The 26,718-nt window shown below is 73.6% G+C and carries 20 protein-coding genes and 1 other RNA gene; 14 read left to right on the top strand and 7 right to left on the bottom strand.

Annotated features, from left to right (window positions below; all coding sequences use genetic code 11):
- Positions 1-93 precede the first annotated feature (93 nt).
- The 4 genes from IG86_RS0125910 to IG86_RS0125895 all read right to left on the bottom strand — a co-directional run bounded on the left by IG86_RS0125910 (position 94) and on the right by IG86_RS0125895 (position 6,993).
- On the bottom strand, positions 94-1,086 hold the full coding sequence (locus tag IG86_RS0125910) for a carbohydrate ABC transporter permease (protein WP_078906034.1): 993 nt from the start codon (positions 1,084-1,086) through the stop codon (positions 94-96).
- Entirely contained in the window at positions 1,083-2,399 is a 1,317-nt protein-coding gene (locus IG86_RS0125905; RefSeq protein WP_051785402.1) for a carbohydrate ABC transporter permease, read from the bottom strand. The genes IG86_RS0125910 and IG86_RS0125905 overlap by 4 nt, the downstream gene beginning before the upstream one ends.
- 4 nt (positions 2,400-2,403) lie before the next feature.
- Entirely contained in the window at positions 2,404-3,762 is a 1,359-nt protein-coding gene (locus IG86_RS0125900; RefSeq protein ID WP_030900047.1) for an ABC transporter substrate-binding protein, read from the bottom strand.
- 162 nt (positions 3,763-3,924) lie between these two features.
- On the bottom strand, positions 3,925-6,993 hold the full coding sequence (locus tag IG86_RS0125895; RefSeq protein WP_030900045.1) for an FHA domain-containing protein: 3,069 nt from the start codon (positions 6,991-6,993) through the stop codon (positions 3,925-3,927).
- A gap of 438 nt (positions 6,994-7,431) precedes the next feature.
- Here IG86_RS0125895 and IG86_RS0125890 point away from each other — a divergent pair, with 438 nt between their 5' ends.
- Entirely contained in the window at positions 7,432-9,192 is a 1,761-nt protein-coding gene (locus IG86_RS0125890; protein ID WP_030825400.1) for a serine/threonine-protein kinase, read from the top strand.
- Between the two features lie 159 nt (positions 9,193-9,351).
- A complete protein-coding gene (locus IG86_RS0125885; protein WP_030825397.1) occupies positions 9,352-10,605 on the top strand; it encodes a serine/threonine-protein kinase in 1,254 nt (417 codons plus the stop codon).
- 201 nt (positions 10,606-10,806) lie between these two features.
- Here IG86_RS0125885 and IG86_RS0125880 read toward each other — a convergent pair whose 3' ends face one another.
- Positions 10,807-11,808, bottom strand: coding sequence for an isopenicillin N synthase family dioxygenase (locus tag IG86_RS0125880; protein WP_030825394.1), 1,002 nt, complete (start codon positions 11,806-11,808; stop codon positions 10,807-10,809).
- Between the two features lie 315 nt (positions 11,809-12,123).
- Between IG86_RS0125880 and prfB the strand changes: the two genes are divergently transcribed.
- A complete protein-coding gene (gene prfB, locus IG86_RS0125870) occupies positions 12,124-13,233 on the top strand; it encodes a peptide chain release factor 2 (RefSeq protein WP_030825391.1) in 1,110 nt (369 codons plus the stop codon).
- Between the two features lie 142 nt (positions 13,234-13,375).
- On the opposite strand, the gene IG86_RS0125865 is transcribed toward prfB, so the two are convergent.
- A complete protein-coding gene (locus tag IG86_RS0125865) occupies positions 13,376-13,567 on the bottom strand; it encodes a hypothetical protein (RefSeq protein WP_030662818.1) in 192 nt (63 codons plus the stop codon).
- A 238-nt stretch (positions 13,568-13,805) separates the two neighbouring features.
- Here IG86_RS0125865 and ftsE point away from each other — a divergent pair, with 238 nt between their 5' ends.
- The 5 genes from ftsE to ssrA all read left to right on the top strand — a co-directional run bounded on the left by ftsE (position 13,806) and on the right by ssrA (position 17,695).
- Entirely contained in the window at positions 13,806-14,495 is a 690-nt protein-coding gene (ftsE, locus tag IG86_RS0125860) for a cell division ATP-binding protein FtsE (protein WP_030011324.1), read from the top strand.
- A gap of 16 nt (positions 14,496-14,511) precedes the next feature.
- On the top strand, positions 14,512-15,471 hold the full coding sequence (gene ftsX, locus IG86_RS0125855; RefSeq protein WP_030662815.1) for a permease-like cell division protein FtsX: 960 nt from the start codon (positions 14,512-14,514) through the stop codon (positions 15,469-15,471).
- 67 nt (positions 15,472-15,538) lie between these two features.
- The gene (locus IG86_RS0125850; RefSeq protein ID WP_030825387.1) at positions 15,539-16,717 is read left to right on the top strand and encodes a S41 family peptidase; all 1,179 of its coding nucleotides are present in this window, start codon (positions 15,539-15,541) and stop codon (positions 16,715-16,717) included.
- Between the two features lie 18 nt (positions 16,718-16,735).
- Positions 16,736-17,221, top strand: coding sequence for an SsrA-binding protein SmpB (gene smpB, locus IG86_RS0125845; protein ID WP_030028291.1), 486 nt, complete (start codon positions 16,736-16,738; stop codon positions 17,219-17,221).
- Between the two features lie 85 nt (positions 17,222-17,306).
- Positions 17,307-17,695, top strand: a transfer-messenger RNA (tmRNA) gene (gene ssrA / locus IG86_RS40600).
- Between the two features lie 63 nt (positions 17,696-17,758).
- Here the strand turns inward: ssrA and IG86_RS0125840 are convergent.
- Positions 17,759-19,075 carry an MFS transporter gene (locus IG86_RS0125840; RefSeq protein WP_045936558.1) on the bottom strand — a complete coding sequence of 439 codons (1,317 nt, stop codon included), beginning with the start codon at positions 19,073-19,075 and terminating at the stop codon, positions 17,759-17,761.
- 93 nt (positions 19,076-19,168) lie between these two features.
- Here IG86_RS0125840 and IG86_RS0125830 point away from each other — a divergent pair, with 93 nt between their 5' ends.
- From IG86_RS0125830 to IG86_RS0125805, 6 genes are all read left to right on the top strand, one after another.
- Complete coding sequence (locus IG86_RS0125830; RefSeq protein ID WP_030662797.1) at positions 19,169-20,155, top strand: LysR family transcriptional regulator; 987 nt, start codon at positions 19,169-19,171, stop codon at positions 20,153-20,155.
- Between the two features lie 97 nt (positions 20,156-20,252).
- Positions 20,253-21,623, top strand: coding sequence for a nitrate/nitrite transporter (locus tag IG86_RS0125825; protein ID WP_030825378.1), 1,371 nt, complete (start codon positions 20,253-20,255; stop codon positions 21,621-21,623).
- A gap of 95 nt (positions 21,624-21,718) precedes the next feature.
- The gene (locus IG86_RS0125820; RefSeq protein WP_045936554.1) at positions 21,719-22,897 is read left to right on the top strand and encodes a uroporphyrinogen-III synthase; all 1,179 of its coding nucleotides are present in this window, start codon (positions 21,719-21,721) and stop codon (positions 22,895-22,897) included.
- Positions 22,898-22,909: 12 nt separating this feature from the next.
- Complete coding sequence (locus IG86_RS0125815) at positions 22,910-23,458, top strand: GNAT family N-acetyltransferase (protein WP_030825372.1); 549 nt, start codon at positions 22,910-22,912, stop codon at positions 23,456-23,458.
- A 170-nt stretch (positions 23,459-23,628) separates the two neighbouring features.
- Entirely contained in the window at positions 23,629-24,189 is a 561-nt protein-coding gene (locus IG86_RS0125810) for a CGNR zinc finger domain-containing protein (RefSeq protein ID WP_037848670.1), read from the top strand.
- 103 nt (positions 24,190-24,292) lie between these two features.
- Positions 24,293-26,611, top strand: a complete 2,319-nt coding sequence (locus tag IG86_RS0125805) for a HelD family protein (RefSeq protein ID WP_030900040.1) — start codon at positions 24,293-24,295, stop codon at positions 26,609-26,611.
- The last annotated feature ends 107 nt before the right edge of the window (positions 26,612-26,718 follow it).

Genomic DNA, 26,718 nt, shown 5'->3' with positions numbered 1-26,718 from the left:
CCAGGAACCCCCGGCGTGGCGATCGGGTTACGCACCGTGTGGCATTCGGGTTACGCAGTGTCAACGCCGCACGTCAGCCGGGGGTCTCGAGGCCTACTTGACCGCGCCGGCCATCACCCCCGTGACGAACTGCCGCTGGAACGCGAAGAAGACGACGAGCGGGACCGCCATCGACAGGAACGCGCCGGGCGCCAGCACGTCGATGTTGTTCCCGAACTGCCGTACCTGCTGCTGGAGCGCGACCGTGATCGGCGGGTTGGCCGAGTCGGCGAAGACCAGCGCCACCAGCATGTCGTTCCACACCCACAGGAACTGGAAGATGCCGAGCGAGGCGATCGCCGGGCCGCCCAGCGGCAGCACCACCCGCGTGAACAGCCGCAGTTCACCCGCCCCGTCGAGACGGGCCGCCTCCAGCAGCTCGCGCGGGATCTCCGCGAAGAAGTTGCGCAGCAGGAACACGGCGAAGGGCAGACCGAAGGTGGTGTGGAAGAGCACCACGCCCGCCGTGGTCTCGAACAGGCCGATGGTGCCGAAGAGTTCCGACACCGGGATCAGCGCCACCTGTACGGGTACGACGAGCAGCCCGACGACGACGAGGAAGAGCCAGTCCCGGCCGGGGAACTCCAGCCAGGCGAAGGCGTATCCGGCGAACGCGCCGAGGGCCAGCACGAGCAGGGTGGCCGGCACCGCGATCGCGAACGTGTTCAGCAGCGAACCGGTGATCGTGTCGTTGGCCAGCAGCCGCTCGTAGTTGTCGGCGGTCAGCCGCGAGGGCGCGCCGAACACCTGCCACCAGCCGCCGTCGTTCAGGTCGGTCGGGGCGACGAGGGAGGAGACGAGCAGCCCCAGCGTGGGCAGCAGCCAGAAGAGCGCCGCCACGACCAGGAAGACGCGCAACGCCCCACCGGCCAGACCGCCCGCGGCGCGCTCGGCCCACGTCGTCGCACGCCGGGTCCGGCGGGCCGGGTCGCCCGCGCCGCTCGGGCTGCCCCGTCCGGCTTCGCCGCCGCCGGACGGGGCGCGGTTCTCACGGACGGACGGGCGGAGTTCTCCCCTCGGGTCCGGCGCCGCGTCGGAACGGCTCATCGGGCCCCCTCCTTCCGCAGGCGGCGGATGTTCACGAGCATCACCGGAACCACCAGCACCAGCAGCAGCACGGCGATGGCGCTGCCCAGACCCGGATCGGCGTCGGTGCCGAAGGACGTCCGGTACAGCTGCAGCGCGAGCACGTTCGCGTCGTCCTGGACCGCACCCGGCGCGATCACGAAGACCAGGTCGAAGATCTTCATGACGTTGATGACGAGCGTGACCAGCACGACCACCAGCAGGGGCGCCAGCAGCGGGACGGTGATCCGCCGGAACACCTGCCACTCGTTCGCCCCGTCCACCCGCGCCGCCTCCAGCAGCTCGCGCGGCACGGCCGCCAGCCCGGCCCCGATCAGCACCATCGCGAAACCGGCCCACATCCACACGTACGCCCCGATGACCGCCGGGGTGACCAGCGCCGGGCCGAGCCACTCCACCCCGCCGTACGCCTCCCGGAAGTTGGCCGCGGGCAGCCGCAGCAGTGCCCCGTCCGCCTTCGCGGACAGGGTGAAGGTGCCGTCGGCGCGGGCCGTCGCCGTGTCGACCACCCGGCCGTCCTTGACCGCCTCGATCCGCATCCCGGAGAAGCCCTGCTCGCTCGGGTCGACCACGTTCGTCGCGCCGCCCCCGCCGCGGGTGAAGTCCTGCCAGACGGTGCCGGTGACCTTCCCCGGCTCGGCCTCCGGCGCGCCCGCCGTACGGGTCCCCTCCGGCAGCGCCTCCGGGGCCACGCCGACCAGCGGGAGCAGCACCGGGCTGCCCGCGCGGACCGGCTCGCGGGTCACGAAGGCGCCCCCGCCGGCGTCCGCCAGCGGCGAGTCGCGGCCCGGACGGGCCTTGGGGAAGGCCGAGGACTGCGCGAAGGTGTCGTGGACGCCGACCCAGACCGCGTTGGCGACGCCCCGGTCGGGGTCGTGGTCGTAGACGAGCCGGAAGATGATGCCCGCCGCCAGCATGGAGATCGCCATCGGCATGAACACCAGCAGCTTGAACGCCGTTCCCCAGCGCACCCGTTCGGTGAGCACCGCGAAGATCAGCCCGAGCGCGGTGGCCGTGGCCGGGGCGAGCACCACCCACACCGCCGTGTTCTTCAGGGCGGTGCGGATGCCGTCGTCGGTGAAGATCTCCCGGTAGTTGTCGCCGCCGACGAACACCTCGCCGGATCGGTCGAAGAAGCTGCGGTACAGCGAGTAGCCGATCGGGTGCACGACGAGCGCCCCGAGCAGCACCAGGGCCGGCAGGAGGAACGCCGCCGCCACCAGGCGGCGGCGCCGTGCCTCGGCGGACAGACCGTGCGCGGCGGAGGCCGTCACGGGATCAGTTCCCGTAGGCCTTGGCCGCGTCCGCCTCCAGTTTCGCCTGGGTGCCCGCCACGTCGGAGGGGTTCGCCAGGAAGTCCTGGAGCGCCTTCCACTCGCCCGCGCCCGGCGTCCCGCCGAAGGCCGCCGGTGCCTGGTCGGACATGTCGAAGCGGAAGTCGTCGCCCGCCGCGATCAGCGCCTTGGCGATGTTCCGCTGGATGTCGTTCGGGTACGCCGCCGGGTCGACCGCCTTGTTCGGGGAGACGAAACCGCCCTCGCGCGCCTGGATCTGCGCCGCGTCCGCCGACGCCAGGAAGGTCAGCAGTGCCTGCGCGCCCTTCGAGGGCTTCAGCGCGACGGCCACGTCACCGCCCGAGACCACCGGCGCCTTGGCGCCGACCGCCGGGAAGGGGAAGACCAGGGCGTCCTCGCCGACCTTCGCCTCGGTCTGCCCGATGTTCACCGCGACGAAGTCGCCCTCGAAGACCATCGCGGCCGCCGGCCGGTCGCCGCCCGTGAAGGTCTGCGTCACCGACTTCGGGAACTCGGTGGCCAGCGCGCCGCTCGTACCGCCCGCCAGGAAGTCCTTGCGCCCGAACAGCTCGGCGAGCGTGGTCAGGGCCTGCTTGACGCTGTCGTCGGTCCACTTGATCTGGTGCTTGGCCAGCTGGTCGTACTTCTCCGGGCCCGCCTGGGAGAGGTAGATGTTCTCGAACCAGTCCGTCAGCGTCCAGCCGTCCGCGCCCGCGACCGACACCGCCGGGGTGCCCGACGCCGACAGCGTGTCCGCCGCGGCGATCAGTTCCTTCCAGGTCTTGGGCGGCTTGACGCCCGCAGCCTCGAAAGCCTTCGCGTTGTACCAGATCAGCGACTTGTTGGCGGCCTTGTAGTAGACGCCGTACTGGGTGCCGCCGACCGCGCCCAGCGACTTCCAGCCCGCCGAGTAGTTCTTGTCGAGCTGAGCCTGCGCCTGTGGGCCCACCGGCTGCGCCCACTTGTTCTGGACCGCCGAGACCAGCGCCCCGACCTGCGGCAGCAGCGCGACGTCCGGCGGAGCCCCGCCGGCGATCTTCGTGCCGAGGAAGGTGACGATCGGGTCCTGGGCCGGGACGAAGGTGACGGTGGCCCCCGTCCGCTTCTCGAACTCCTTGAGGACCTTGGTGAAGTTCTCCTGCTCGGGCCCCGTCCAGACCGCCGCGACCTGGAGCTTCTCCCCGTCCAGCTTCGGTAACTCCACCCCCGGCGAGGCCGTGGCGCCCTGCGGCGCCGACGGCTCCTCGTCGGCGTCGCCCCCGCAGGCGGTGAGCGCCAGCGCGCCCGCGACGGCCAGCGCCGCCCACTTGAGATGCGTACGGCCCGTTCCGTGCTCGCGCATGGCTCTGCCCCCGATACCCGTGGTGTGTCCCGGACCACAAGGTCTACGCCGACCCGCGCGCCCCCGCAATACCGCGTCGGGGGGACGCTAGGTCGTGTCCGCAAGGTCCCGCCTGCGCGGCGCCCGCCCTCCGGGCGGCCGACGCTACTGTGCGGACACTCCCTAGGGCGCCGGCGGGAACAGCACGGGTATCGCCGAGACCAGGTGCGCGGCCCGGTCCAGGGCGCTGGCCAGCAGCGCGAGGTCGGTCGGGCCGTTGCCCAGCTCGCGGACCGGCCGGCGGGCCGGCGGATCGCCCATCCGCTCCCACTCCACCGGGACCACCGTCGGCCGCAGGGTCGCCGTCCGCGGGATCCGACCCGTGACCCGGCCCGCCTGGAACGGCACCGTACGGCCGTCCGCGAAGCGGAGCACGCCGCGGCCGGGCCCCGGCTGGTCCGGGGCTTCGAGCTCCACCCGCAGGGCCGCCAGCCGGGCCGGGCCGGTGTCGGCCGTACGGTCCGGGCGGGAGGTGCTCGCCACCAGGTGCACGCCGAGCCGGGCGCCGTCACGGGCCACCGCCTCCAGCGCCCGGACCACCGAACCGGCGGCGGGGCGGCCCGCGCTGCCCAGACCGGGCGCGACCAGCGCGTCGAGGTCGTCCACCAGCACCACCAGGCGCGGCAGCGGGCTCGGCCCGACCGGATCCGTACGGGTGGCGGAGGCGCGCAGCCGCAGCGTTCCCGTCCGTACCGGCTCGCCGTGGCCCGGCGAGCCGGAGGACGGGCCGCCGTCGCCGCGGACCTCGCCCGGGGCGGGCCGGCGCGGCGCGACCATCCGGCCGGACACCTCGCGCTGCGCGTGCCACTCGGCGAAGGGCACGCCGTCCAGCAGCTCGGCGCGCCGCTTGAGCTCCGTGCCCAGCGCCTGCGCGAACTCCCGCATGCGCAGCGGATCGGAGGCGACCAGGTGGGCGGAGACGTGCGGGAGTTCGGTGCAGGGCAGCAGCCCGTCGCCGCGCTCGCCGCCCGCCCCGTCGAGCAGGACCAGCCCGAGGCGGTCCGGACGGGCGCCCGCGGACAGCGACGCCGCCACCGAGCGCAGCAGCTCGGTACGGCCGCTCCCGGCGGGCCCCTCGACGATCAGGTGCGGGCCGTCGTGGACCAGCTCGGTGCCGACGGGACCGCGCCGCCCGCTGCCCAGCACGATCTCGGCCAGGCCGCCCTGGCCCTGCCCCTGGTCCGTGGCGGCCGCCCAGCGGGCCATCAGCGAGGCCGGGGTGGCCCGCGCCAGCCCCAGCTCGTCCAGCAGCCGAGCCGTGGCGGGCAGCGCGGCGGCCGTGGGACGGCTCGGCCCGACGGCCGCGCCGTCGGTGGGCCGCAGGGGCGCCAGTGCCCGGGCGAACCGCTCGGCCCAGGCGGTGGAGACGGCGTCGGAGACGGCGGTGCCCCCGGACGGGACCGGCACGCCGCCGCGGACCGCGAAGGTCCGTACGGCCGTGGCCACGTCCCCGCTGAGCAGGGCGACCGCACCGCAGTCCCGGAAGGCGGGGGTGGCCGCGCAGGCGGTCTCGTACGTCTCGGCGACCGGCGAGGCGGGGGTGGCCGCCGGGGCCTCGGCGAGCGCCAGGACGTGGATCCCGGCGGCCGGACCGTGCGAGGCGAGCCGGCCGGTGATGTCGCGCAGCGCGCCGGTCCCGGGATCGCCGTCGAGGACGAGGAGCGTGTAGGGGCCCTCGTAGGCGTCGGCCGCCTCCCGGACCCGTTCGGGGGCGGCGCTCGCCCAGTGCGCGCCGAGCGGTCCGTCGTCCAGGCGCCGGGTCAGCTCGGCCGTGCGGGCGGCGGCCTGGTCGCGGTCGTACGCGAGGAGCAGGCGGCAGTCCTGGCCGTGCCCGGGCCGTACGTGGGGCAGCCAGCCCAGCCAGCCCCAGTCGCGCCGCCGGTCGGCGAGCGGACGGGCCCGGTCGGCGCAGACGAGCACGATCTCCAGCTGCCCCGGGGCGTGCAGCCCCGCGAGCTGTGCGACCACCCAGCGGGCGGCCCCGGACAGCCGGGCCCGCGGGCCGGCGATGCCGAGGGCGCCGACGGAGGGCAGGGACACCCGGCTCCCGGCGCCGAGCCCGACCTCCAGCAGCGCGGCGTGACCGGCCCGCCCGGGCGTACGGGACCACAGTCGCCCGGTGGGGCCCATCGCGGCCAGCAGCAGCGCGGCCGGGTCGTCCGGGTGGGGTGCGGCGGCGGTGGCGACGGCCTCCGGGGCGGCCTGCCCGACGTCCTCCCCGCGCACCCATTTACGGGCCCACGCGCCGAGGCCCTTGCGGCGGCCGGATCCGGTCCGGGCCCCGTCCGGGCCGGGGCCGCCGGCGGGTTCGGGGGCACCCGGGTGGGCCGCGCCCGTCGCACCGGCCGGTCCGTAGGGCCCGGCGGTGCCCGCGGCCGTGCCGGAGGCGCCCGGCGCCCCGCCGGGGACGGCGGACGGCGCGTGCGGGCCGGGCGGCCCGTACGGCCCGGCGCCGGCCGGGCCGCGGGCACCCGCCGCCGTGTGCGTGCCGTCGGGGAAGGCCCCCGTGGGGCCGTCGGGGCCGGCGGGGCCGGTGGGTGCGGCGGGTGCGGCGAGGGCCAGGTGCCCCTCCTGGTCCGGGGTCACCGGCAGCGCGGGCGCGCCCGCGGGCGCCAGCCGCAGGGTGGACTCGCCGACCCGCAGCAAGGCCCCCGGGGGCAGGGCGACCGGCTGGGTCCCGACCGGGGAGCCGTCGAGGGTGGTGCCGTTCGTGGAGTCCAGGTCGGCGACGGCGACCCGGCCGTCGCGGATCACCGTCACCGCGCAGTGCATCCGGGACACGTCGGGGTCGTCCAGCGGCACGTCGGCGTCGCCGGACCGGCCGATGCGGATCTGCCCGTCGTGCAGCAGGTGCACCCCGCCCGCGTCGGGTCCGGCCACGACGTGCAGCTGGGGTGCGCCGAGGCCGTCCTCGGGCAGCACGTCCGGCATCGGCGAGTGCAGCGCCAGCACCGCGCCGTCCACCAGCGGCGGCTCGCCCAGCACCCGCCGCTGGAGGTCGAGGCGCTCGGAGCCCGCGTACAGCACGACCGTGCCCCCGGTGTCGGGGCCGCCGACGGTGGCCGCGAGCCCGGAGGCGACCGCGGCGAGCGCGGTGCCGGCGGGCGCGGTGACGAGCACGTCACAGCTCGCGGGGGCGGTCGCGGTCTGGTGGCCGCTGCGCGACCCGAGGACGGTCAGCCGGATCTGCATCGCCGTCAGCGGTCCCTTCTGCGCGGTGCGCGGTGTGTGCGCCCGGCAGGGGATCGTCGTGACATGACTGCCCGATCGCCCCCCGCCCGGCACGGACGCGTCGTCCGGTCAGGTCTGCCCGGAAGGCGGGGCTCCCGTCCCGTGCCGTTCCGTACGGGTGCATCCTCGCACCTGTCGCGGACAACACGCCCGGCACCCGGCAATAAATGATCTTGTACTGTCGCGGGCCGGCCCGGGGCCCGATCGAAACCGGACCGCGAGCGGGGGAAAGAGGGGGAAAATCGCCTCCGGCATACCCCGGAAACGTCACCCTCCGTACATATGTGCGGCAACCAACCTCGGCGGACCGGCGTCTTCCGGGGGGACACCCCCTAGAGTGGGCCGGAAAAACCACTCGACGGAACGACCACAGCAGACGACAGCAGGGGAGCGCGAGACGTGCGGCCAGTCGGCAGTAAATACCTGCTCGAGGAGCCGCTCGGGCGCGGCGCCACGGGCACCGTCTGGCGCGCCCGCCAGCGGGAGACCGCCGGCGCGGAGGCGGCCGTCGCAGGCCAGCCCGGCGAGACCGTGGCCATCAAGGTCCTCAAGGAGGAGCTGGCCCAGGACGCCGACATCGTCATGCGCTTCCTGCGGGAGCGCTCGGTCCTGCTGCGCCTGACCCACCCCAACATCGTGCGCACCCGCGACCTCGTCGTCGAGGGCGACCTGCTGGCCCTGGTCATGGACCTGATCGACGGCCCGGACCTGCACCGGTACCTGCGCGAGAACGGCCCCTTCACCCCCGTCGCCGCGAGCCTGCTGACCGCCCAGATCGCGGACGCGCTCGCCGCCAGCCACGCCGACGGAGTGGTGCACCGCGACCTCAAGCCGGCCAACGTGCTGCTCGACGAGCGCGGCGGGCAGATGAAGCCGATGCTGACCGACTTCGGCATCGCCCGCCTCGCCGACTCCCCGGGCCTGACCCGCACGCACGAGTTCGTCGGCACCCCGGCCTACGTCGCCCCCGAGTCCGCCGAGGGCCGCCCGCAGACCTCCGCCGTCGACATCTACGGCGCCGGCATCCTGCTCTACGAGCTGCTCACCGGCCGCCCGCCGTTCGCCGGCGGCACCGCGCTCGAAGTGCTCCACCGCCACCTCAGCGAGGAGCCGCAGCGCCCCTCGACCGTGCCCGAGCCGCTGTGGACGATCATCGAGCGCTGCCTGCGCAAAGAGCCGAACGAGCGCCCCAGCGCCGCGAACCTGGCCCGCGGCCTGCGCGTGGTCGCCGCCGGCATCGGCGTGCACTCCACGGGCGCCGAGGTGGAGGCCGCGCTCGGCGTGGGCGCCCTCCTCGCGCCCGACCCCTCGCCGGCCCCGGTCCCCGAGACCCCCGGCGCCGCGGACCCGACCCAGGTGCTGCCCTCCGGGGCGGGCTCCCCGATGGGCGCCTACGACCCGAACGCCATGACCAGCGTCATGCCGCCGGTCGGCGCCGCCGACGCCACGTCGGTGCTGCCGAGCGCGGGAGGCCCCGGCGCCGACCCGACCTCGGTCATGCCGCCCGTGCAGCAGCCGGACGCGCCGCACCCGTGGCAGACGCAGATGGCGGCCGCCCGCGACCGCAACGAGCAGACGCAGATCCAGTACCTCGACCCCGAGGACGACCCGCTGCGCCGCCGTCCGCAGCGCCAGGCGCCCCCGCCGCCGCAGCACCGGCCCCAGCAGCCGCAGCAGTACCGGCAGGGCCCGCCGCCGCAGCAGTACCAGCAGCCGCAGCAGCCCCAGTACCGCCAGCCCCAGCAGCCTCCGCAGCAGCAGTACGCGCCGCCGCCCCCGCCGCAGCACTACCAGCCGCAGCAGCGCCAGCCCCAGCAGTACCAGCAGCCCCAGCAGCCGCAGTACCGCCAGCCGCAGCAGCCCCAGCAGGCTCCGCCGCAGCCGCCGGCCCCCCGGGAGCCGCGCGAGCCGCGCCGCCGCAGCGCCAACCCGGTGCGGATCCCCGGCCTCGGCTGCCTCAAGGGCTGCCTGGTGCTGATCCTGGTGTTCTTCGTGGCCGGCTGGCTCGTCTGGGAGCTGACCCCGCTCCAGGAGTGGATCGGCACCGGCAAGGGATGGTGGGACCAGGTGTGGACCTGGGGCACCGGCATCGTCGACTGGGTCACCACGATCGGCGACTCGGCGGGCTCCTCCGGCTCTTCCGGCTCCTCCGCACCCTAGGGGGCGTCCCGTAGCGCCGACTTCGTGGATTTGTCGACATCCAGGACGTGATTTCGCCCGCAGAAGTGAAGGTCGTCGCGAATCGGGCCCCCTGCTGGCCTCCGAAGCCCACGCGGCCGCGTAGCTTTGGGGCGTACGCCAGCCACTGAGGGAGCAGTCGTGGCACGGAAAATCGGCAGCCGGTACACCGCGCACCAGATCCTGGGACGCGGCAGCGCGGGCACGGTGTGGCTGGGCGAGGGGCCTGACGGGCCCGTCGCCGTGAAACTGCTGCGCGAGGACCTCGCCTCCGACCAGGAACTGGTCGGACGCTTCGTCCAGGAGCGCAGCGCCCTGCTCGGCCTGGAGCATCCGCACGTCGTCTCCGTCCGCGACCTCGTCGTGGACGGCAACGACCTCGCCCTCGTCATGGACCTCGTACGCGGTACGGACCTGCGCACGCGGCTCGACCGCGAGCGCCGGCTCGCCCCAGAGGCGGCCGTGGCGATCGTCGCGGACGTGGCCGACGCGCTGGCCGCGGCGCACGCGGCGGGGGTCGTGCACCGGGACGTCAAGCCGGAGAACGTCCTGCTGGACATGCAGGGCCCGCTCGGCCCGGGCGGCTCGCACCCGGCCCTGCTGACCGACTTCGGCGTCGCCAAGCTGATCGACTCACCCCGGCGGGCGTCCGCGGGCCGGGCCACGGCCCCGACGACCCGCATCATCGGCACCCCGGACTACCTGGCCCCGGAGATCGTGGAGGGCCTGCCCCCGCGTGCGGCGGTGGACATATACGCCCTGGCCACCGTCCTGTACGAGCTCCTGGCCGGATTCACCCCCTTCGGCGGCGGCCACCCGGGCGCGGTCCTGCGGCGGCACGTGACGGAGACGGTCGTCCCGCTGCCGGGGATCCCCGACGAGCTGTGGCAGCTGATCGTGCAGTGCCTGGCCAAGGCCCCGGCCTCACGGCTGCGGGCCTCGGAGCTGTCGGTCCGGCTGCGGGACCTGCTGCCGATGCTGGCCGGGATGCCGCCGCTGGACGTGGACGAGCCCGACGACGCGGAGCCGGAGCCGCAGGCCTCGGAGGAACCGTCCGCCGACCCGGTGCGGCGCCGGGGCGTGGTCCCGCTGGTGCCGGGGTCCGCGACCGACTCCAACCGGGACACCCACACCTCGATGCGGGTCCCGGGGCCGGACGAGCTGGCCGGCGGGGCGCTGGGCACGGCCCGCGTGCCGCGGCCGGCCGGCGGCCACCGGCCCGGCTCCGCCCGCCACCGGGCCGAGGCCGCCCGCAAACGGCGCCTGACCCTGTCCGCGGTCGCGGTGGCCCTGGCCGCCGCCGTCGGCCTGGGCACGTGGCTCGCTGTCTCGGGCGACGACCCGGAGCCCCGGCCCCAGGACAACAAGCAGCAGTCCGTTCCCCGGGTGCCGTAGCCGTCTGCGGCACCGCGCTCGGGGGCCCCGCCCCCGACCCCGGCGTTCGAGGACCGGGGTCCGGGGCGGAGCCCCGGTATGTCAGCCCCGCCGGCGAGAGAGGCGCGGGTCCGGGCGGATCCCGGGAAGCCCCCGGTCATGTCACCCCGCCCGGGAGGGCCTGGGTCGTGTCCGCGAAGTCCCGCCTGCGCGGCGGGGTCCCTAGGCCGCGACCAGTTCCGGGTGCCAGCGCCGTGCGACGGCCGGGTGGGCGCGGACCCAGCCCTTGAGCTCGTTGCGGCCGTACTCGGCGTGCAGCGGGTTCGACGCGTCGTGCGCCACCCCGGGCGCCGAGCGCAGGTAGTCGCCCGGCACGGTCTCCACCACCGCGTCCAGCCGCGGGTTGTAGAAGAACGGCACCGAGAACCGCTCCACCGCGCCCGGCGGGCTGACCACCCGGTGGTCGGTCGCCGTCAGGTAGCCCTCGGTCGCGATCTCCAGCAGTTCGCCCAGGTTCACCACGAAGGCCCCCGGCATCGGCGGCACGTCCACGTAACCGCCGTCCCGGACCACCTGGAGGCCGCCCACCGAGTCCTGCAGCAGGAGCGTGAGGAAGCCGTAGTCCTTGTGCGCCCCGACCCCCTGGTCGGCGCCCGACGGAGCCGACCCCGGGTAGCGGATCAGCTTGGTGTGCAGGTGGGGCCGGTCGGCGAAGGCCGCGTCGAAGAAGTCCGCCGGGGCGCCGATCGAGACCAGCAGCTCCTGGAGCAGGCGGTGCGCCACCGCCGCCAGGCGGGCCTGCCAGTCGAGGACCACCGTACGGAGCTCGGGGAGGGCGGCGGGCCACTGGTTGGGGCCCTCCAGCCACAGGTACGCCGGGTCGTCCGGGCCCACCACCGGTGCCGGCCGTTCCGCACCCACGTCCAGCTGGTCGCGCCAGTCGGAGGCCCCGCCGGTCAGCTCGTGCCCGATCCGGGTGTAGCCGCGGAAGTGCGGGGAGTTCAGATTGCTCACGGCGAGCCGGTCGGCCTCCGGGAGGGCGAAGAAGGTCCGGGTCACCTCCAGGATGCGGGCGCTCTCGGCGGCGGTGACGCCGTGCCCGGTCAGGTGCAGGAAACCGGTGTCCCTGGCCGCTGCGTGCAGCTGCTTCAGGAAGTCGGCCCGCTGGGCCGGGTCGTCGGCCTGGGAGAGGTCCAGGACGGGGAGAGAGTGCGCGGACGGCATGACGGCTCCGTTTCGGATGTCACGGGGTCCTGTTCCCCAGAGGTGGCGGGGCCGCGGGTGGGGCGGGGTCGCCGGCAGGGTTGGCGCCGGGACCGCTGGGGCCGCGTTACAGGACCAAGTCGGATCGGGGTGGATCAGGCTTGGGTGAGGTCCGGCGGCTGACAGCTCGTCGTCGTGACGCGCATGTAGTCCACATGGCGGCGCTTGACGAGGAGAACGGTCATACGGTGAGCGTACGCCCGTCCGAGCCTTCATCAGAACGGGTGATCCGGCCTGCCCGGACGGGCTTGCCCGGGGACCGGCTACGCTGGACCCGTGGCAGTCGTCGATGTTTCCGAAGAGCTGAAGTCCCTCTCCTCGACCATGGGGTCGATCGAGGCCGTCCTGGACCTCGACAAGCTGAGGGCAGATATCGCCGTGCTCGAGGAGCAGGCCGCCGCGCCGTCCCTGTGGGACGACCCGGACGCCGCCCAGAAGATCACGAGCAAGCTTTCGCACCTCCAGGCCGAGGTGCGCAAGGCCGAGACCCTGCGCGGACGCATCGACGACCTCGGGGTGCTCTTCGAGCTCGCCCAGGAGATGGACGACGCGGACACCCTCGCCGAGGCCGAGACCGAGCTGACCTCCGTCCGCAAGGCGCTGGACGAGATGGAGGTCCGCACCCTGCTCTCCGGCGAGTACGCCGAGCGCGAGGCCCTGGTCAACATCCGTGCCGAGGCCGGCGGCGTCGACGCCTCCGACTTCGCCGAGCGCCTCCAGCGCATGTACCTGCGCTGGGCCGAGCGCCACGGCTACTCCACGGAGATCTACGAGACCTCGTACGCGGAAGAGGCCGGCATCAAGTCGACCACCTTCGTCGTCAAGGCCCCGTACGCCTACGGCACCCTCTCCGTCGAGCAGGGCACCCACCGCCTCGTGCGCATCTCGCCCTTCGACAACCAGGGCCGCCGCCAGACCTCCTTCGCGGGCGTCGAGGTGCTCCCGGTCGTCGAGACCAGCGACCACGTCGAGATCGACGAGTCCGAGCTGCGCGTCGACGTCTACCGCGCCTCCGGCCCCGGCGGCCAGGGCGTCAACACCACCGACTCGGCCGTGCGCATCACGCACATCCCGACCGGCATCGTCGTCTCCTGCCAGAACGAGCGCTCGCAGATCCAGAACAAGGCCAGCGCCATGAACGTCCTCCAGGCCAAGCTGCTGGAGCGGCGCCGCCAGGAGGAGCAGGCCAAGATGGACGCCCTCAAGGACGGCGGCAGCTCCTGGGGCAACCAGATGCGCTCCTACGTCCTGCACCCGTACCAGATGGTCAAGGACCTGCGCACGGAGTTCGAGGTCGGCAACCCGCAGGCGGTCCTCGACGGCGAGATCGACGGCTTCCTGGAGGCCGGCATCCGCTGGCGCAAGCAGCAGGAGCAGACCGCGTAGGACGCTCCCCGGACGAACGCGGGAAGAACGTGGGAAGGGCCCGGACACCGTCGAGGTGTCCGGGCCCTTCCGCTGTATGTGATCGGTACGCGGCGCGGGCACCGACGAGCACCGGCGCCGGGCCCCGCCCGCAGAGCGCCCGCTAGGCGGTCTGCTGGGCCACCAGGACCAGAGCTGCCACGAGGACCACCATGAGCACGATGAGCGCTACGGGGTTCAGGCCGGAGAAGGGGCCCTCCTGCTGGAGGCGCTCCCGGTTCGCCCGGCACACCGGGCAGCGGCCCTGGCTGACGGGTGCGGCGCAGTTCGCGCACACGAGCCGGTCATATGTCATGCGCTCCTCCTCTCGTCCCCTCGGTCTTTCCTACTGCCTATAACGGCGCGGGGAACCGGACCGTTCCCCCTACCACTGTGCCAGCTTCGCCGACATTCGGCGCGGCCCGTCCGGGCAATCGCGGTCCGGACCCTCCAGGACCGCGGGATAAAGCGGACAACTCCGGATGCCGGGTCCACACCTCGCGCCCGTTCGCGTATGGTCACGCACACCTACTCCCGGCGACCGTGGTGCACCCGTGATCCGATTCGACAGCGTCTCCAAGTCCTACCCGAAGCAGAGCCGTCCCGCACTCAGAGAAGTCTCCCTCGACATCGCGAAGGGCGAGTTCGTCTTCCTGGTCGGCTCGTCCGGCTCCGGCAAGTCCACCTTCCTGCGCCTCATCCTGCGCGAGGAGCGGGCGAGCCACGGCCAGGTGCACGTCCTGGGCAAGGACCTCGCCAAGCTCTCCAACTGGAAGGTCCCGCAGATGCGGCGCCAGTTGGGGACCGTCTTCCAGGACTTCCGCCTGCTGCCCAACAAGACGGTGGCCGAGAACGTCGCCTTCGCCCAGGAGGTCATCGGCAAGCCGCGGGGCGAGATCCGCAAAGCCGTCCCGCAGGTCCTGGAACTGGTCGGCCTGGGCGGCAAGGAAGAGCGCATGCCCGGCGAGCTCTCCGGCGGTGAGCAGCAGCGCGTGGCCATCGCCCGCGCCTTCGTCAACCGCCCGGCCCTGCTGATCGCGGACGAGCCCACCGGCAACCTCGACCCGCAGACCTCCGTCGGGATCATGAAGCTGCTGGACCGGATCAACCGGACCGGCACCACCGTGATCATGGCGACTCACGACCAGCAGATCGTCGACCAGATGCGCAAGCGCGTCATCGAACTCGAACAGGGCCGACTCGTACGCGACCAGTCGCGCGGCGTCTACGGCTACCAGCACTGAAAGGCCCTTGAGAGTCATGCGCGCCCAGTTCGTCATGTCCGAGATCGGCGTCGGCCTCCGCCGCAATCTCACCATGACCTTCGCGGTCATCATCTCCGTGGCCCTGTCCCTGGCCCTGTTCGGCGGCTCCCTGCTCATGAGCGAGCAGGTGGGCAGGATGAAGGGCTTCTGGTACGACAAGGCCAACGTCTCGATCTACCTCTGCAACAAGCAGGACGCCCAGGAGGCCGGCGAGGCCGCCAACAGCGGGGGAGGCGGCGCGGGAGGCGTGGCCACCTGCCGCAAGGGCGCCGTGACCGACGAGCAGAAGAAGCAGATCGAGTCCGAGCTCAAGGCGATGTCGCTGGTCAAGTCGGTGACGTACGAGTCCGCCGACGAGGCGTACAAGCACTACCAGGAGCAGTACGGCCACACCGCCCTGGCCTCCTCCATCACCCCCGACCAGATGCAGGAGTCCTTCCGGGTCAAGCTCAAGAACCCGGAGAAGTACAAGGTGGTCACCTCCGCCTTCGCGGGCCGGGACGGCATCCACACCGTCGACGACCAGCGCCAGGCGATCGACGACCTCTTCCGGATCCTCAACTACCTCAACATGGCGGCCGTGGGCATCATGGCGATCATGCTGATCGTGGCGCTGCTGCTGATCGTCAACACCGTGCGCGTCTCGGCGTTCAGCCGCAGGCGGGAGACCGGGATCATGCGGCTGGTGGGTGCCTCCAGTTTCTACATCCAGGTCCCCTTCATCATGGAGGCCGCCGTCGCCGGGCTCATCGGCGCGCTCTTCGCCTGCGTCATGCTCGTCTCCGGCCAGTACTTCGTGATCGACCACGGCGTCGGCCTGCGCGACAAGATCCAGCTGATCGACTTCATGGGCTGGGGATCGGTGCTGGCCAAGCTCCCGTACGTGCTGTTCATCGGCCTCCTGATGCCCTCCATGGCCGCCTTCATCGCCCTGCGCAAGTACCTGAAGGTGTGACAAGCGCCCCGCAAGCGGTCCGGCCAACCATCCGTACCGGCGCGGGGCTTGTCCTAGACTCGGCGCCATGCCGGGTCTGCCCGCCTTCTGTCTCCGGCCCCGCGACCCACGTCGCGGGGCCGTTTTGACGTTAGCCTTCGCCGCCGTCGTCGCCGTCGGCGCGTTCACCGGCTGCTGGGTCCCCGAGGACGGTGCCGCGGCCGCCGCCCGCACGGACGCCCCCGCGCCCGGGGCCCCGCGTGCGGAGGGCACCGCCGACCGCGAGGCGGTCGCCCGCGCCGCCGCCGAGGCCGTCGCCGAGGGCAAGTCCGGCAAGAAGGCCGCGCAGGAAGTGGTCAGCCGCAGCGGCGACCGCTGGGGCACCGTCTACGACCAGGGCGAGTACGCCGCCTTCGCCGAGGGCCTCGACGGGCACTGGACCGGCGTCGGGGTCTGGGCCGGGCGCTCCCACGACGGCGTGATCACGCTCGACGAGGTCCAGCCGGGCAGCCCCGCCGCACGGGCCGGCCTGCGCGCCGGGGACCGGCTGCTGAGCGTCGACGGGCACGCCGTGACCGGACTGGCCGTGGCCGACGTGGTCGCCCTGCTCCGCGGCACCGCCGGCACCCCCGTCGTGCTGAACCTCAGCCGGGACGGCGCCGACCTCACCGAGACAGTCCTGCGCCAGCGGCTGCGCACCGAGCCGGTGACCGTGCGGCAGCTCGCCGGCGACGTCACCGTCATCAAGGTGACCTCCTTCACCCGCGGCTCCGGCGAGCGCGTCAGGGCGGCCGTCCGCGCGGCCCCGCCCGGCGGTGGGGTCATGCTCGACCTGCGCGGGAACCGGGGCGGGCTGGTCGACGAGGCCGTCACCACCGCCTCCGCGTTCCTGGACGGCGGGCTCGTGGCGACCTACGACGTACGGGGCGAGCAGCGCGTCCTGAACGCGGCCCCCGGCGGGGACACGAAGCGCCCGCTGGTGGCCCTCGTCGACGGCGGCACGATGAGCGCCGCCGAGCTGGTGACGGGTGCGCTCCAGGACCGGGGCCGGGCGCTGGCGGTGGGCAGCAGGACCTTCGGCAAGGGCTCGGTGCAGATGCCGACCGAGCTCCCGGACGGCTCGGTGGCCGAGCTGACGGTGGGCACGTACCGCACACCGGCGGGCCGCAGCCTCGACGGGGGCGGCATCACCCCGGACGTACCGGCGGGCGACCGGGTCGAGGATCGGGCCGTCACGGTATTGGGTGGCCTCGGGGTGGGTCCGTAGTGCGAAAATGACCGCACTATGGCTAAGGAAAAAGGGCGCAAGCTGATCGCCCAGAACAAGAAGGCGCGGCACGACTACGCGATCCTCGACACCTACGAGTGCGGTCTCGTGCTCACCGGTACCGAGGTGAAGTCCATGCGCCAGGGCCGGGCCTCGCTGGTGGACGGCTTCGTGTCGGTGGAGGGCCGGGAGGCCTGGCTCTACAACGTGCACGTGCCGGAGTACAGCCAGGGCACCTGGACCAACCACAGCGCCCGGCGCAAGCGGAAGCTCCTCATGCACCGGGAGGAGATCGACAAGCTGGAGCGCAAGGCCGACGAGTCGGGTCACACGATCGTGCCCCTCTCCCTGTACTTCAAGGACGGCCGGGCGAAGGTCGAGATCGCGCTGGCGAAGGGCAAGAAGGAGTACGACAAGCGGCAGACGCTGCGGGAGAAGCAGGACACCCGCGAGACGAACCGTGCGATCTCGGCGATCCGCCGCAAGCAGCGCGGTACGGTTTAATCTCCCTGGCACGCGGTGGTCCACTTCGCGTACCATGGCGTCAGCACCCGCCGCTCGCGGTGGGAGCAGCTTGTTAACAAAACATGGGGATGATCGGTTTCGACAGCGGATGTCGATGCAGGGGAAGCGAGCCGAGGAAGCGGCAATGATCTCGCTAACCACATGTCGCAAAAAATAATCGCCAACTCCAAGAGCGATAACTCCCGCTTCACCCTCGCTGCCTAATAACAGTGAGCTGAAGCCTCTGTGAGGAGCGTCAGCCCGGAAGTGGTCCCGGTCCGGATCCTGGCGTCAACTAGGGATCTAAACCTCTAGCCCCGGTCACGGGGGTTGGAGGGAAACCAAACAGTGACTGAGCCCGTCGGAGACTTGTCCGTGTGATCTCCGGGGCTGAGAAAAGCGCAGCGGACTGCGCTCGGAGAAGCCCTGCTTCTGCACCGTTGGACGCGGGTTCGATTCCCGCCATCTCCACTCATCCCATGTGGGCGAAGGCCCCGCAGCCACTAGGCTGCGGGGCCTTCGTCATGCCCGCGCTCGTCATGCCCGCGCTCGTCGCGGCCCGCGGGAGGACCGGACGGGGTGCCGGCAGGTGCCCGGCCTCGCGGTCGATCGCCCGGTGAGCGCGATCGCCAGGGCGATCAGCGCGGCCGCGGCCGGCACCGCGTAGGCGGCGACCGGGCCGGCGCCCTCCACGACCGATCCCGCGCTCGCAGAACCGACCGCGATGCCCGCGAAGATGGCGGTGACCGCCAGGGTCATGCCCTCGTTGAGCCGCCCCTCCGGGGTGCGGGCGTGGACCTGCGACATCGCGGTGACCATCGTCGGGGCCGTGGCCATGCCGGCCAGGACGAGGGCGCAGGCCAGGGCGGGCACGGAGCCGGTGGCCGCCGCGACCCAGGGCAGGGTCATGAGGACGGCCAGAGCGCACACGCAGGCCTTCAGCGAGCGGGCGCGCACGGTGCCGTAGAGCAGGCCGGCCGCGCAGGACCCCGCCGCCTGGAGGGCCAGGACCAGGCCGGAGGCGGCGCCCAGGCCCTGGAAGTCGAGGTAGGCGATCGAAGCGACCTCCATCGAGCCGAAGACCACACCCGTGACGAGGAACAGCGGCAGCAGCGGGCCGAGGGCGCGCAGCGGGGAGCCGCGTCGCGGCGCCGCCGTCACGGGGGGCTGGGTGGCCCGGCAGGAAGTGAAGACCAGCATGCCGGTGAGCAGCAGGGCCGCCCCGGCGAGGGTGCCCGCCTCCGGGAAGAGCACGCCGCACAGGAAGGCCGCCAGGACCGGCCCGAGCATGAAGCACAGCTCGTCCGCGGCCTGTTCGAAGGACATCGCCGTGTGGTGGGCGGCTGGCGAGTCCCGCAGCAGGTGCGTCCAGCGCGCCCGGGACATGCCGCCGATGTTGGGGGTGGTGGCGGTCACGGCGTACGAGGCGAAGAGGGTCCAGGCGGGGGCGCCGGTACGGACGCACACGATCAGGGACAGTGAGCCGAGGACCGCGATCAGGGTGGCCGGTACGGCGATCCGGGCCTGGCCGTGGCGGTCGATCAGGCGGGCGGTCAGGGGCGCCACCACCGCCGTGGCCGCCAGGCCGGTCGCCGTGACCGCGCCGGCGAGGGCGTACGAGCCGCGCTGGCCGGCGATCATCATGACCGCGCTGACGCCGAACATGCCCATCGGGAGGCGGGCGATGAGGTTCCCGGCGGTGAACCCCCGGGTGCCGGGCAGCGCGAACAGCCGGCGGTACGGGCCGGCCGCCCGCCCGGCGGCACGGCGACGGGCGGCGGGAGCCGCGGCGGGAGCGGTGGCGGGGGCAGGGGAGGCGGCGGTGATGACGAGGGTGCTGCCGGTGACGGTCATGAGGGGCATGGACCCACCCTCGGCCGCGGCGGTGTGCGGCGTCCAACACCTGTTCCGAGGCCATTCACCCGTTCCCGTTGTTAGTCTCCGGGGGTGAATCCCCGTGATGTGGAACCCCGGCTGCTGCGCGGGTTCGTCGCCGTGGCCGAGGAGCTGCACTTCACCCGTGCCGCCGCCCGCCTGTACGTCGCCCAGCAGGCGCTGAGCAGGGACGTCCGGCGGCTCGAACAGGCCCTGGCGGCCAACCTGTTCGTCCGCACCACCCGCGCCGTCGAGCTCACCGCCGACGGGCACCGCCTGCTGCCCCTGGCCCGGCGCGTGCTGGCCGCGCACGAGGAGCTGGCGGGCGCCTTCGGAGCCGGGACGGCGGCCGGCGCCGCGCCCCGGCCGCTCCTCGTCGACCTGAACACCGACGGGCCCGGCACCGCACGCACCGTGCTGGAACGGGCCCGCGAACTCGCCCCGGACTGCGAGCTGATGGCCCGCTTCGAGAGCGGGCTCACCCACGCCGCCGCCGAGGTCGCGGCCGGCCGGCTCGACGTCGCCTTCGGGTACGCCGACGGCCTCGACCCCGTACTGCGGGCGCCGCTCGCGCAGCGGCCCGTCCGGTACGAACCGCTGGCCGTGCTGCTGCCCGAGGGGCACGCCCTGGCCGCACGGGAGTCCGTACCGCTGGACGCGCTGGCCGGGGAGACCGTGTACGCGGGCGCCGGGAACCCCCGGACGCTGGAGTGGACGGGCCTCGCACGCGAACTGTTCTCCGGGCGGGGGATCCTGATGGCCCCGCCCGCGCCGGTCGCGATGGGCAAGGAGGAGTTCCGCCGGGTCATGGTCAAGACCGGCAATCCGGTGCTGGCGACCGTCGGCTTCCTGGACATGCCGGGATGCGTGAAGCTCCCGCTGACCGACCCGGTGCCGCTGTCGCCGCTGTCGATGGTGTGGCGCAAGGGCTTCGCCCACCCCGGCCTGGACGCCCTGCACGCCGCGGCCGCCGCGCTGGCGGCCGAGCGGGGCTGGCTCGCCCCACCGCCCGGGAGCTGGCTGCCGGCGCCGCTCACACACGGCCCGGGCGGCGGGTGAGAGCAAGGTTTCCCGGCGGTCATCCGGCGGGGACCGGGGCCGAAACGCGCCCTTCCTACCGTCGTCACCACGGACGCGACAGCTGTGGAGGCCTGTGATGACCGGTACGACCGCACCGCGCAAGCGGGGCCGTTGGATCGAGCGGTGGGATCCCGAGGACGAGATTTTCTGGAAGGAGACCGGGGAGCGGATCGCCCGCCGCAACCTGCTGTACTCCGTGCTCTCCGAGCACATCGGCTTTTCCATCTGGTCCCTGTGGTCGGTGATGGTCCTCTTCATGGGACCCCAGTACGGCATCGACCCGGCCGGGAAGTTCTTCCTGATCGCGACCGCGACCTGCGTGGGCGCCCTGGTGCGGGTGCCGTACACCTTCGCCGTCGCCCGGTTCGGCGGCCGGAACTGGACCGTCGTCAGCGCCCTGATGCTGCTCGCGCCGACGGTCGCCGCGATCGTGGTGATGGAGCCGGGGACCTCGTACGGGACCTTCCTGCTCGTCGCGGCCCTCACCGGCGTCGGAGGAGGCAACTTCGCCTCCTCCATGACCAACATCAACGCCTTCTTCCCGCTGCGGAAGAAGGGCTGGGCGCTCGGCCTGAACGCCGGCGGCGGCAACATCGGCGTCCCCGTCGTCCAGCTGGCCGGGCTGCTGGTCATCGCCACCGCCGGAGCCGGCCACCCGCGGCTGCTGCTGGGCGCCTACATCCCGCTGGTCGTGATCGCGGCGATCCTGGCGGCCGTACGGATGGACAACCTGGCGCCCGTGCGCAACGACACCGGGGCGGTCCGCGAGGCCCTGAAGGACGCGCACACCTGGATCATGGCGTTCCTCTACGTCGGGACGTTCGGGTCCTTCATCGGCTACAGCTTCGCCTTCGGACTGGTCCTCCAGACCCAGTTCGGTCGCACCCCGCTCCAGGCCGCCTCGCTGACCTTCGTCGGACCGCTGCTCGGCTCGCTGATCCGGCCGGTGGGCGGGGCGCTGGCGGACCGCTACGGCGGGGCGCGGATCACCCTCGGCACGTTCGTGGCGATGGCCGCGGCGACCGGAGTGGTCGTGTTCGCCTCGCAGCGGGCCTCGCTGCCCGTCTTCCTCGTCGGGTTCGTGGCCCTGTTCGTCCTGAGCGGGCTCGGCAACGGCTCGACGTACAAGATGATCCCGGGGATCTTCCAGGCGAAGGCACTGGCGCGCGGGATGAGCGGCGAGAGCGCCGCGGCGTACGGCCGGCGGCTCTCCGGGGCCTCCATGGGGCTGATCGGCGCGGTCGGCGCACTCGGCGGACTGGGCATCAACCTGGTCTTCCGGGAGGCGTTCCGCAGCTCCGGATCCGGTACGACGGCCTTCGTCACCTTCCTGGGCTTCTACGCGCTGTGCTGCGCGGTGACGTGGGCGGTATACCTTCGCCGCCCGGCGGCGGTGACGGAGGAGGCGGCCGCGGCCCCGGCGAAACCGCAGCTCACGTCGGTGTAACCGGGGCGAAATACGGGTGAACCGAGTCCGACATGCCGAGTTGGCAGGCTCGGTCCACCCGTACCGCCCCCACATGCGTCAGTAGGCAGGTCACGATGGACGACAGGAACACCGGCCCGCTCGCGGGCTTCACCGTCGGGGTCACCGCCGCCCGGCGGGCGGACGAGCTCATCGCGCTGCTGCGGCGGCGCGGAGCGTCGGTGCTGCACGCGCCGGCACTGCGGATCGTGCCGCTCGCCGACGACACCGAACTGCTCGCCGCCACCAAGGAACTGATCGGCCGCCCGCCGGACGTGGCCGTCGCCACCACCGCGATCGGCTTCCGCGGGTGGGTCGAGGCCGCCGACGGCTGGGGGGTCGGCGAGGAGCTCCTGGCGACGCTGCGCTCCACCGAACTGCTCGCGCGCGGGCCGAAGGTGAAGGGCGCCATCCGGGCCGCCGGGCTCGTGGAGGAGTGGTCCCCGGAGTCGGAGTCGCTCGCCGAGGTACTGGAGCGGCTGCTGGCGGCGGGGGTCGCCGGCCGGCGGATCGCACTGCAGCTGCACGGGGAGCCGCTGCCCGGATTCGTCGAGGCGCTGCGGGCCGGCGGGGCCGAGGTGGTGGTCGTACCGGTGTACCGGTGGATGGCCCCGGAGGACCTCGCACCGCTGGACCGGCTGCTGGACGCCATCGCCGTCGGCGGTGTGGACGCCGTCAGTTTCACCTCCGCCCCGGCGGCGGCCTCGCTGCTGTCCCGCGCCGGGGAACGCGGGATGCGGGAGGCCGTACTGGACGCGCTGCGAGGCAGCCTGGTGTCCGCGTGTGTCGGACCGGTGACGGCGGTCCCGCTGCAGGCGCTCGGCGTGGACACGGTGCAGCCGGAGCGGTTCCGGCTGGGCCCGCTGGTGCAGCTGCTCTGCCGGGAGCTGCCCGGCCGGGCCCGGGTGCTGCCGGTGGCCGGGCACCGGCTGGAGATCCGCGGGCACGCGGTCCTCGTCGACGACGAACTGCGGGCGGTGCCGCCCGCCGGGATGGCCCTGCTGCGGGCCCTCGCCCGGCGGCCGGGCTGGGTGGTGGCCCGCGCGGAACTGCTGCGGGCGCTGCCGGGCGCGGGGCGCGACGAGCACGCCGTGGAGACGGCGATGGCCCGGCTGCGGGCGGCGCTGGGGGCGCCGAACCTCATCCAGACCGTGGTCAAGCGCGGGTACCGGCTGTCGCTGGACGCGGGCGGCGAGGACAAGTACGGGGGCCTCCCCCGGGACGCGGCGGTGACGGCCAGGGGAGTCCTGGGCTAGCGTGCCGGGATGATGATCATTGACGGGGTGGAGATGAGGGGCGTCGCGCCGGACGACGCCGCCGCGCTGGCCGAGGCGTTCGCGCGGAACCGGGCGAACATGGCGCCGACCGAGCCGGTCCGGCCGGACGCCTTCTACACGGAGCGGGGGCAGCGGGAGCGCATCGCACAGCAGATGGAGTCCCGGGAGGCCGGGCGGCTGCTGCCCTTCGTGTTCGTCGACGCCGCGACCGGGACGGCGCTGGGGACCATCAACCTGGGCAACATCCAGCACGGGCCGCTGAGCAGCGGCGGCCTCGGCTACTGGGTCGACGAGGCCTGCCGCGGCAAGGGGCTGGCCACGGCCGGCGCCGAGGAGGTCTGCCGGATCGCCCGCGACGAGCTGCGGCTGCACCGGGTGGAGGCCGGCACCCTGGTCGACAACCTCGCCTCGCAGCGGGTGCTGGCCAAGGCGGGCTTCGAACAGTACGGACTCGCGCCGCGCTACCTGCACATCAACGGCGCCTGGCGCGACCACTGCCTCTTCCAGCGCATCCTGCACGACGACCCTCCGGCCGCCTAGCCGATTCGGCTCCCGCCCGGCACCTTCAGCCACGCCGGAGGCGCTGAATTCGCCGGGCGGGCCCGGAACAGGCGCCTACTGCCGCCGGAGGCACCGGTTCGGGGGCTTCCCCAGCGGGGAGCGGACGGGCACTCTGGGGAGGCGCCCCACGACGCGAGGCGGTGACGGACATGCGGTTCGATTCCGGGCGGGTCTGCCTGGACCTGGTGGCCACCTTCGCCCCGCGCGAGGGGATCCCGGACGGCGACGAGCTGCGGCTGTGGCTCGCCGGGGCGGGGCTCGTGCCCGACCGGACGCCACTGGCCCGGGTCGGTGCCGACTGGGCCGAGGCCTTCCGCGCCCTGCGCGCCGACGTGGAGGCCCTCGTACGGGCGGAGCTGGCCGGCACCGAGCCGGACGAGAGCGCCCTGGCCCGGGTCAACGCGCTGGCTGCCGGACCACCCCCGGGGCTGTGCGCCGTACGGGACCAAGAAGGGCACCTCGTGCGGGAGTTGTGCGGCGGCGTGGAATGCGGCGCGCTGCTCGCCGCCGTCGCCCGCGACGCCGTCGAGCTGCTGACCGACCCCGGCGACCGCGCCCTGCTGCGGGCCTGCGCGGGCGACGGCTGCACCCGCGTCTACCTGGACACCTCCCGCGGCCACCGGCGCCGGTGGTGCTCCAGCGAGCTGTGCGGCAACCGCGAACGCGTCGCCCGCCACCGCCGGCGGCTCATGGCGTCCGGATCCCGGTAGTCGGCGTATCACTGAGCGAGACCCGTTCCGGAACGGGCGTGCGGACAGGGGGCCGGTTCGCGTACGGTTGACGGTCGCCCATGCACGTCAGAAGGGGGCCTTGGTGGCCGCGCAGAATGCCGCTGTCGACAGCACGGCGGATTCCGTCCGCGATCGGGAGATCGCGGTCGAGCAGACGCATCTCGACCAGGTGTACCGACGCCTCGAGGAGAAGATCCACGAGGCCGAGTTCCTCATGAACGACGCCGCCCAGCGCGGCCAGGTCGGTACCCCCGGAGCCCTGGCCGAGCGCGACGCGCAGGTCTTCCGGGCCGGCATCCACCTGAACCGGCTCAACAACGAGTTCGAGGACTTCCTCTTCGGCCGCATCGACCTGGTGCTCGGCAAGGACGGCGAACGCGGCCCGGACGGCGCGTACACCTCCGTCGAGCCCGCCGACGCGGCGATCCGCGAGGACCTCACGGCCGACATCGCCGAGACGCTCCACATCGGCCGCATCGGGGTCCTGGACTCCGACTACGCGCCGCTGGTCATCGACTGGCGCGCACCGGCCGCCGCGCCCTTCTACCGCTCCACCCCCAAGGAGCCCGGCCGCGTCGTGCGCCGCCGCGTCATCCGCTCCAAGGGCCGCAAGGTGCTGGGCGTCGAGGACGACCTGATGCGCCCCGAGGTCACCGCCTTCCTCGACGGCCGCGAGCTCCCCGCCATCGGCGACGGCGCGCTCATGGCCGCCCTCGGCCGGGCCCGCACCCACTCGATGCGCGACATCGTCTCCTCCATCCAGGCCGAGCAGGACCTGGTCATCCGGGCCCCCGCCGCCTCCGTCGCCGAGGTCGCCGGCGGCCCCGGCACCGGCAAGACCGCCGTCGCCCTGCACCGCGCCGCGTACCTGCTCTACCAGGACCGCCGCCGCTACTCCGGCGGCATCCTCATCGTCTCCCCGACCCCGCTGCTCGTCGCCTACACCGAAGGGGTGCTGCCCTCTCTCGGCGAGGAGGGCCAGGTCGCCATCCGGGCGCTCGGCTCGCTGGTCGACGGCGCCGAGGCGACCACGTACGACGACCCGGCCGTGGCCCGGATCAAGGGCTCCTCCCGGATGCGGCAGGTCCTGCGCAAGGCCGTACGGGGCACCCTGGAACTGGGCGACCAGCAGGGCCCGGCGCCCGACCGGCTGCGCGTGGTGGCCTTCGGCCGCCGCCAGGAGCTGGAGGCCGACGAGCTGAACCGGATCCGGCAGAACGTGCTCGGCGGCACCGCGCCCGTGAACCTGCTGCGCCCGCGCGCCCGCAAGCTGCTGCTCGACGCCCTGTACGCCAAGACCGGAGCCTCCGGCCGGCACAGCGACCCCGAACTCGCCGCCGAACTGCGCTCCGCCTTCGACGAGGACATCTCCACCGAGGACGCCTTCATCGGCTTCCTGAACGCGTGGTGGCCCGAGCTGACCCCGCGCCGGGTGCTCGCCGCGATGGCCGACGAGCGCAAGCTCGGCCGCTGGTCGCGCCGGGACCTGAACCCGCGCGAGACCCGCCAGCTGGCCCGCTCGCTGCGCCGGGTGGGCCCGGACGGCAAGGGCCCCCTGTCGGTGCACGACGTGGCGCTGCTCGACGAGCTCCAGCAGCTCCTCGGCGCCCCCGCCCGGCCCAAGCGGAAGCGGGAGTTGGACCCGCTGGACCAGCTCAGCGGGCTGGAGGAGCTGATGCCGACCCGTGAGGAGACCCAGTGGGAGCGGGCCGAGCGGCTCGCGGCGGAGCGCACCGAATACGCGCACGTCATCGTCGACGAGGCCCAGGACCTGACGCCCATGCAGTGGCGGATGGTGGGCCGCAGGGGCCGGCACGGCACCTGGACGGTCGTCGGCGACCCGGCGCAGTCCTCCTGGACCGACCCGGAGGAGGCGGCCGCCGCCCGCGACGAGGCCCTCGGGTCCCGGCCGCGCCGGCGCTTCACGCTCACGGTGAACTACCGCAACCCGGCCGAGGTCGCCGAGGTCGCCTCCCGGGTGCTGCGGCTGGCGATGCCCGGGATGGAGCCGCCGTCGGCGGTGCGTTCCACGGGACTTCAGCCGCGGTTCACGGCCGCCGGGGGCGAGCTGGGCGACGTGGTGCGGGAGGAGACCCGGAGGCTGCTGGAGCAGGTGGACGGCACCGTCGGCGTGGTCGTGGCCATGGACCGGCGCGCGGAGGCCGCGGGCTGGCTCGCCGACCTGGGCGAACGGGCCGTGGCGCTGGGCAGCCTGGAGGCCAAGGGCCTGGAGTACGACGCCACCGTCGTCGTCTCCCCGGCGGAGATCGCGGACGAGTCCCCGGCGGGCCTGCGGGTGCTGTACGTGGCGCTGACGCGTGCGACGCAGCAGCTGACGGTGGTCTCGGCCGAAGGGGACAAGCCGGACGCGAACGGAGTGCCGGAGCTGCTGCTGCCGTAGGGGTGTCCCGTCGATCGGGCCGGCCCGGGGCCGCGTACGGCCGGATGGTCCGCGGCCGGGCGCGTGGTCCCCGGAACGGACCGCGAGCAGGGGGATCACATTCGGCG

This window comes from Streptomyces virginiae (genome assembly GCF_000720455.1).
GTDB classification, from domain to species: domain Bacteria; phylum Actinomycetota; class Actinomycetes; order Streptomycetales; family Streptomycetaceae; genus Streptomyces; species Streptomyces virginiae.
Note: the sequence above shows the minus strand (reverse complement) of the source record. Positions and strands in the feature narration are given on the sequence as shown.

What these genes read in the sequence shown, in the direction of transcription:
- IG86_RS0125910 (WP_078906034.1), bottom strand. Translation starts at nt 1,086, where the DNA reads ATGAGCCGTTCCGACGCGGCGCCGGACCCGAGGGGAGAACTCCGCCCG.
- IG86_RS0125900 (WP_030900047.1), bottom strand. Translation starts at nt 3,762, where the DNA reads ATGCGCGAGCACGGAACGGGCCGTACGCATCTCAAGTGGGCGGCGCTG.
- IG86_RS0125895 (WP_030900045.1), bottom strand. Translation starts at nt 6,993, where the DNA reads ATGCAGATCCGGCTGACCGTCCTCGGGTCGCGCAGCGGCCACCAGACC.
- IG86_RS0125880 (WP_030825394.1), bottom strand. Translation starts at nt 11,808, where the DNA reads ATGCCGTCCGCGCACTCTCTCCCCGTCCTGGACCTCTCCCAGGCCGAC.
- IG86_RS0125865 (WP_030662818.1), bottom strand. Translation starts at nt 13,567, where the DNA reads ATGACATATGACCGGCTCGTGTGCGCGAACTGCGCCGCACCCGTCAGC.
- ftsX (WP_030662815.1), top strand. Translation starts at nt 14,512, where the DNA reads ATGCGCGCCCAGTTCGTCATGTCCGAGATCGGCGTCGGCCTCCGCCGC.
- IG86_RS0125850 (WP_030825387.1), top strand. Translation starts at nt 15,539, where the DNA reads ATGCCGGGTCTGCCCGCCTTCTGTCTCCGGCCCCGCGACCCACGTCGC.
- smpB (WP_030028291.1), top strand. Translation starts at nt 16,736, where the DNA reads ATGGCTAAGGAAAAAGGGCGCAAGCTGATCGCCCAGAACAAGAAGGCG.
- IG86_RS0125840 (WP_045936558.1), bottom strand. Translation starts at nt 19,075, where the DNA reads ATGACCGTCACCGGCAGCACCCTCGTCATCACCGCCGCCTCCCCTGCC.
- IG86_RS0125825 (WP_030825378.1), top strand. Translation starts at nt 20,253, where the DNA reads ATGACCGGTACGACCGCACCGCGCAAGCGGGGCCGTTGGATCGAGCGG.
- IG86_RS0125820 (WP_045936554.1), top strand. Translation starts at nt 21,719, where the DNA reads ATGGACGACAGGAACACCGGCCCGCTCGCGGGCTTCACCGTCGGGGTC.
- IG86_RS0125815 (WP_030825372.1), top strand. Translation starts at nt 22,910, where the DNA reads ATGATCATTGACGGGGTGGAGATGAGGGGCGTCGCGCCGGACGACGCC.
- IG86_RS0125810 (WP_037848670.1), top strand. Translation starts at nt 23,629, where the DNA reads ATGCGGTTCGATTCCGGGCGGGTCTGCCTGGACCTGGTGGCCACCTTC.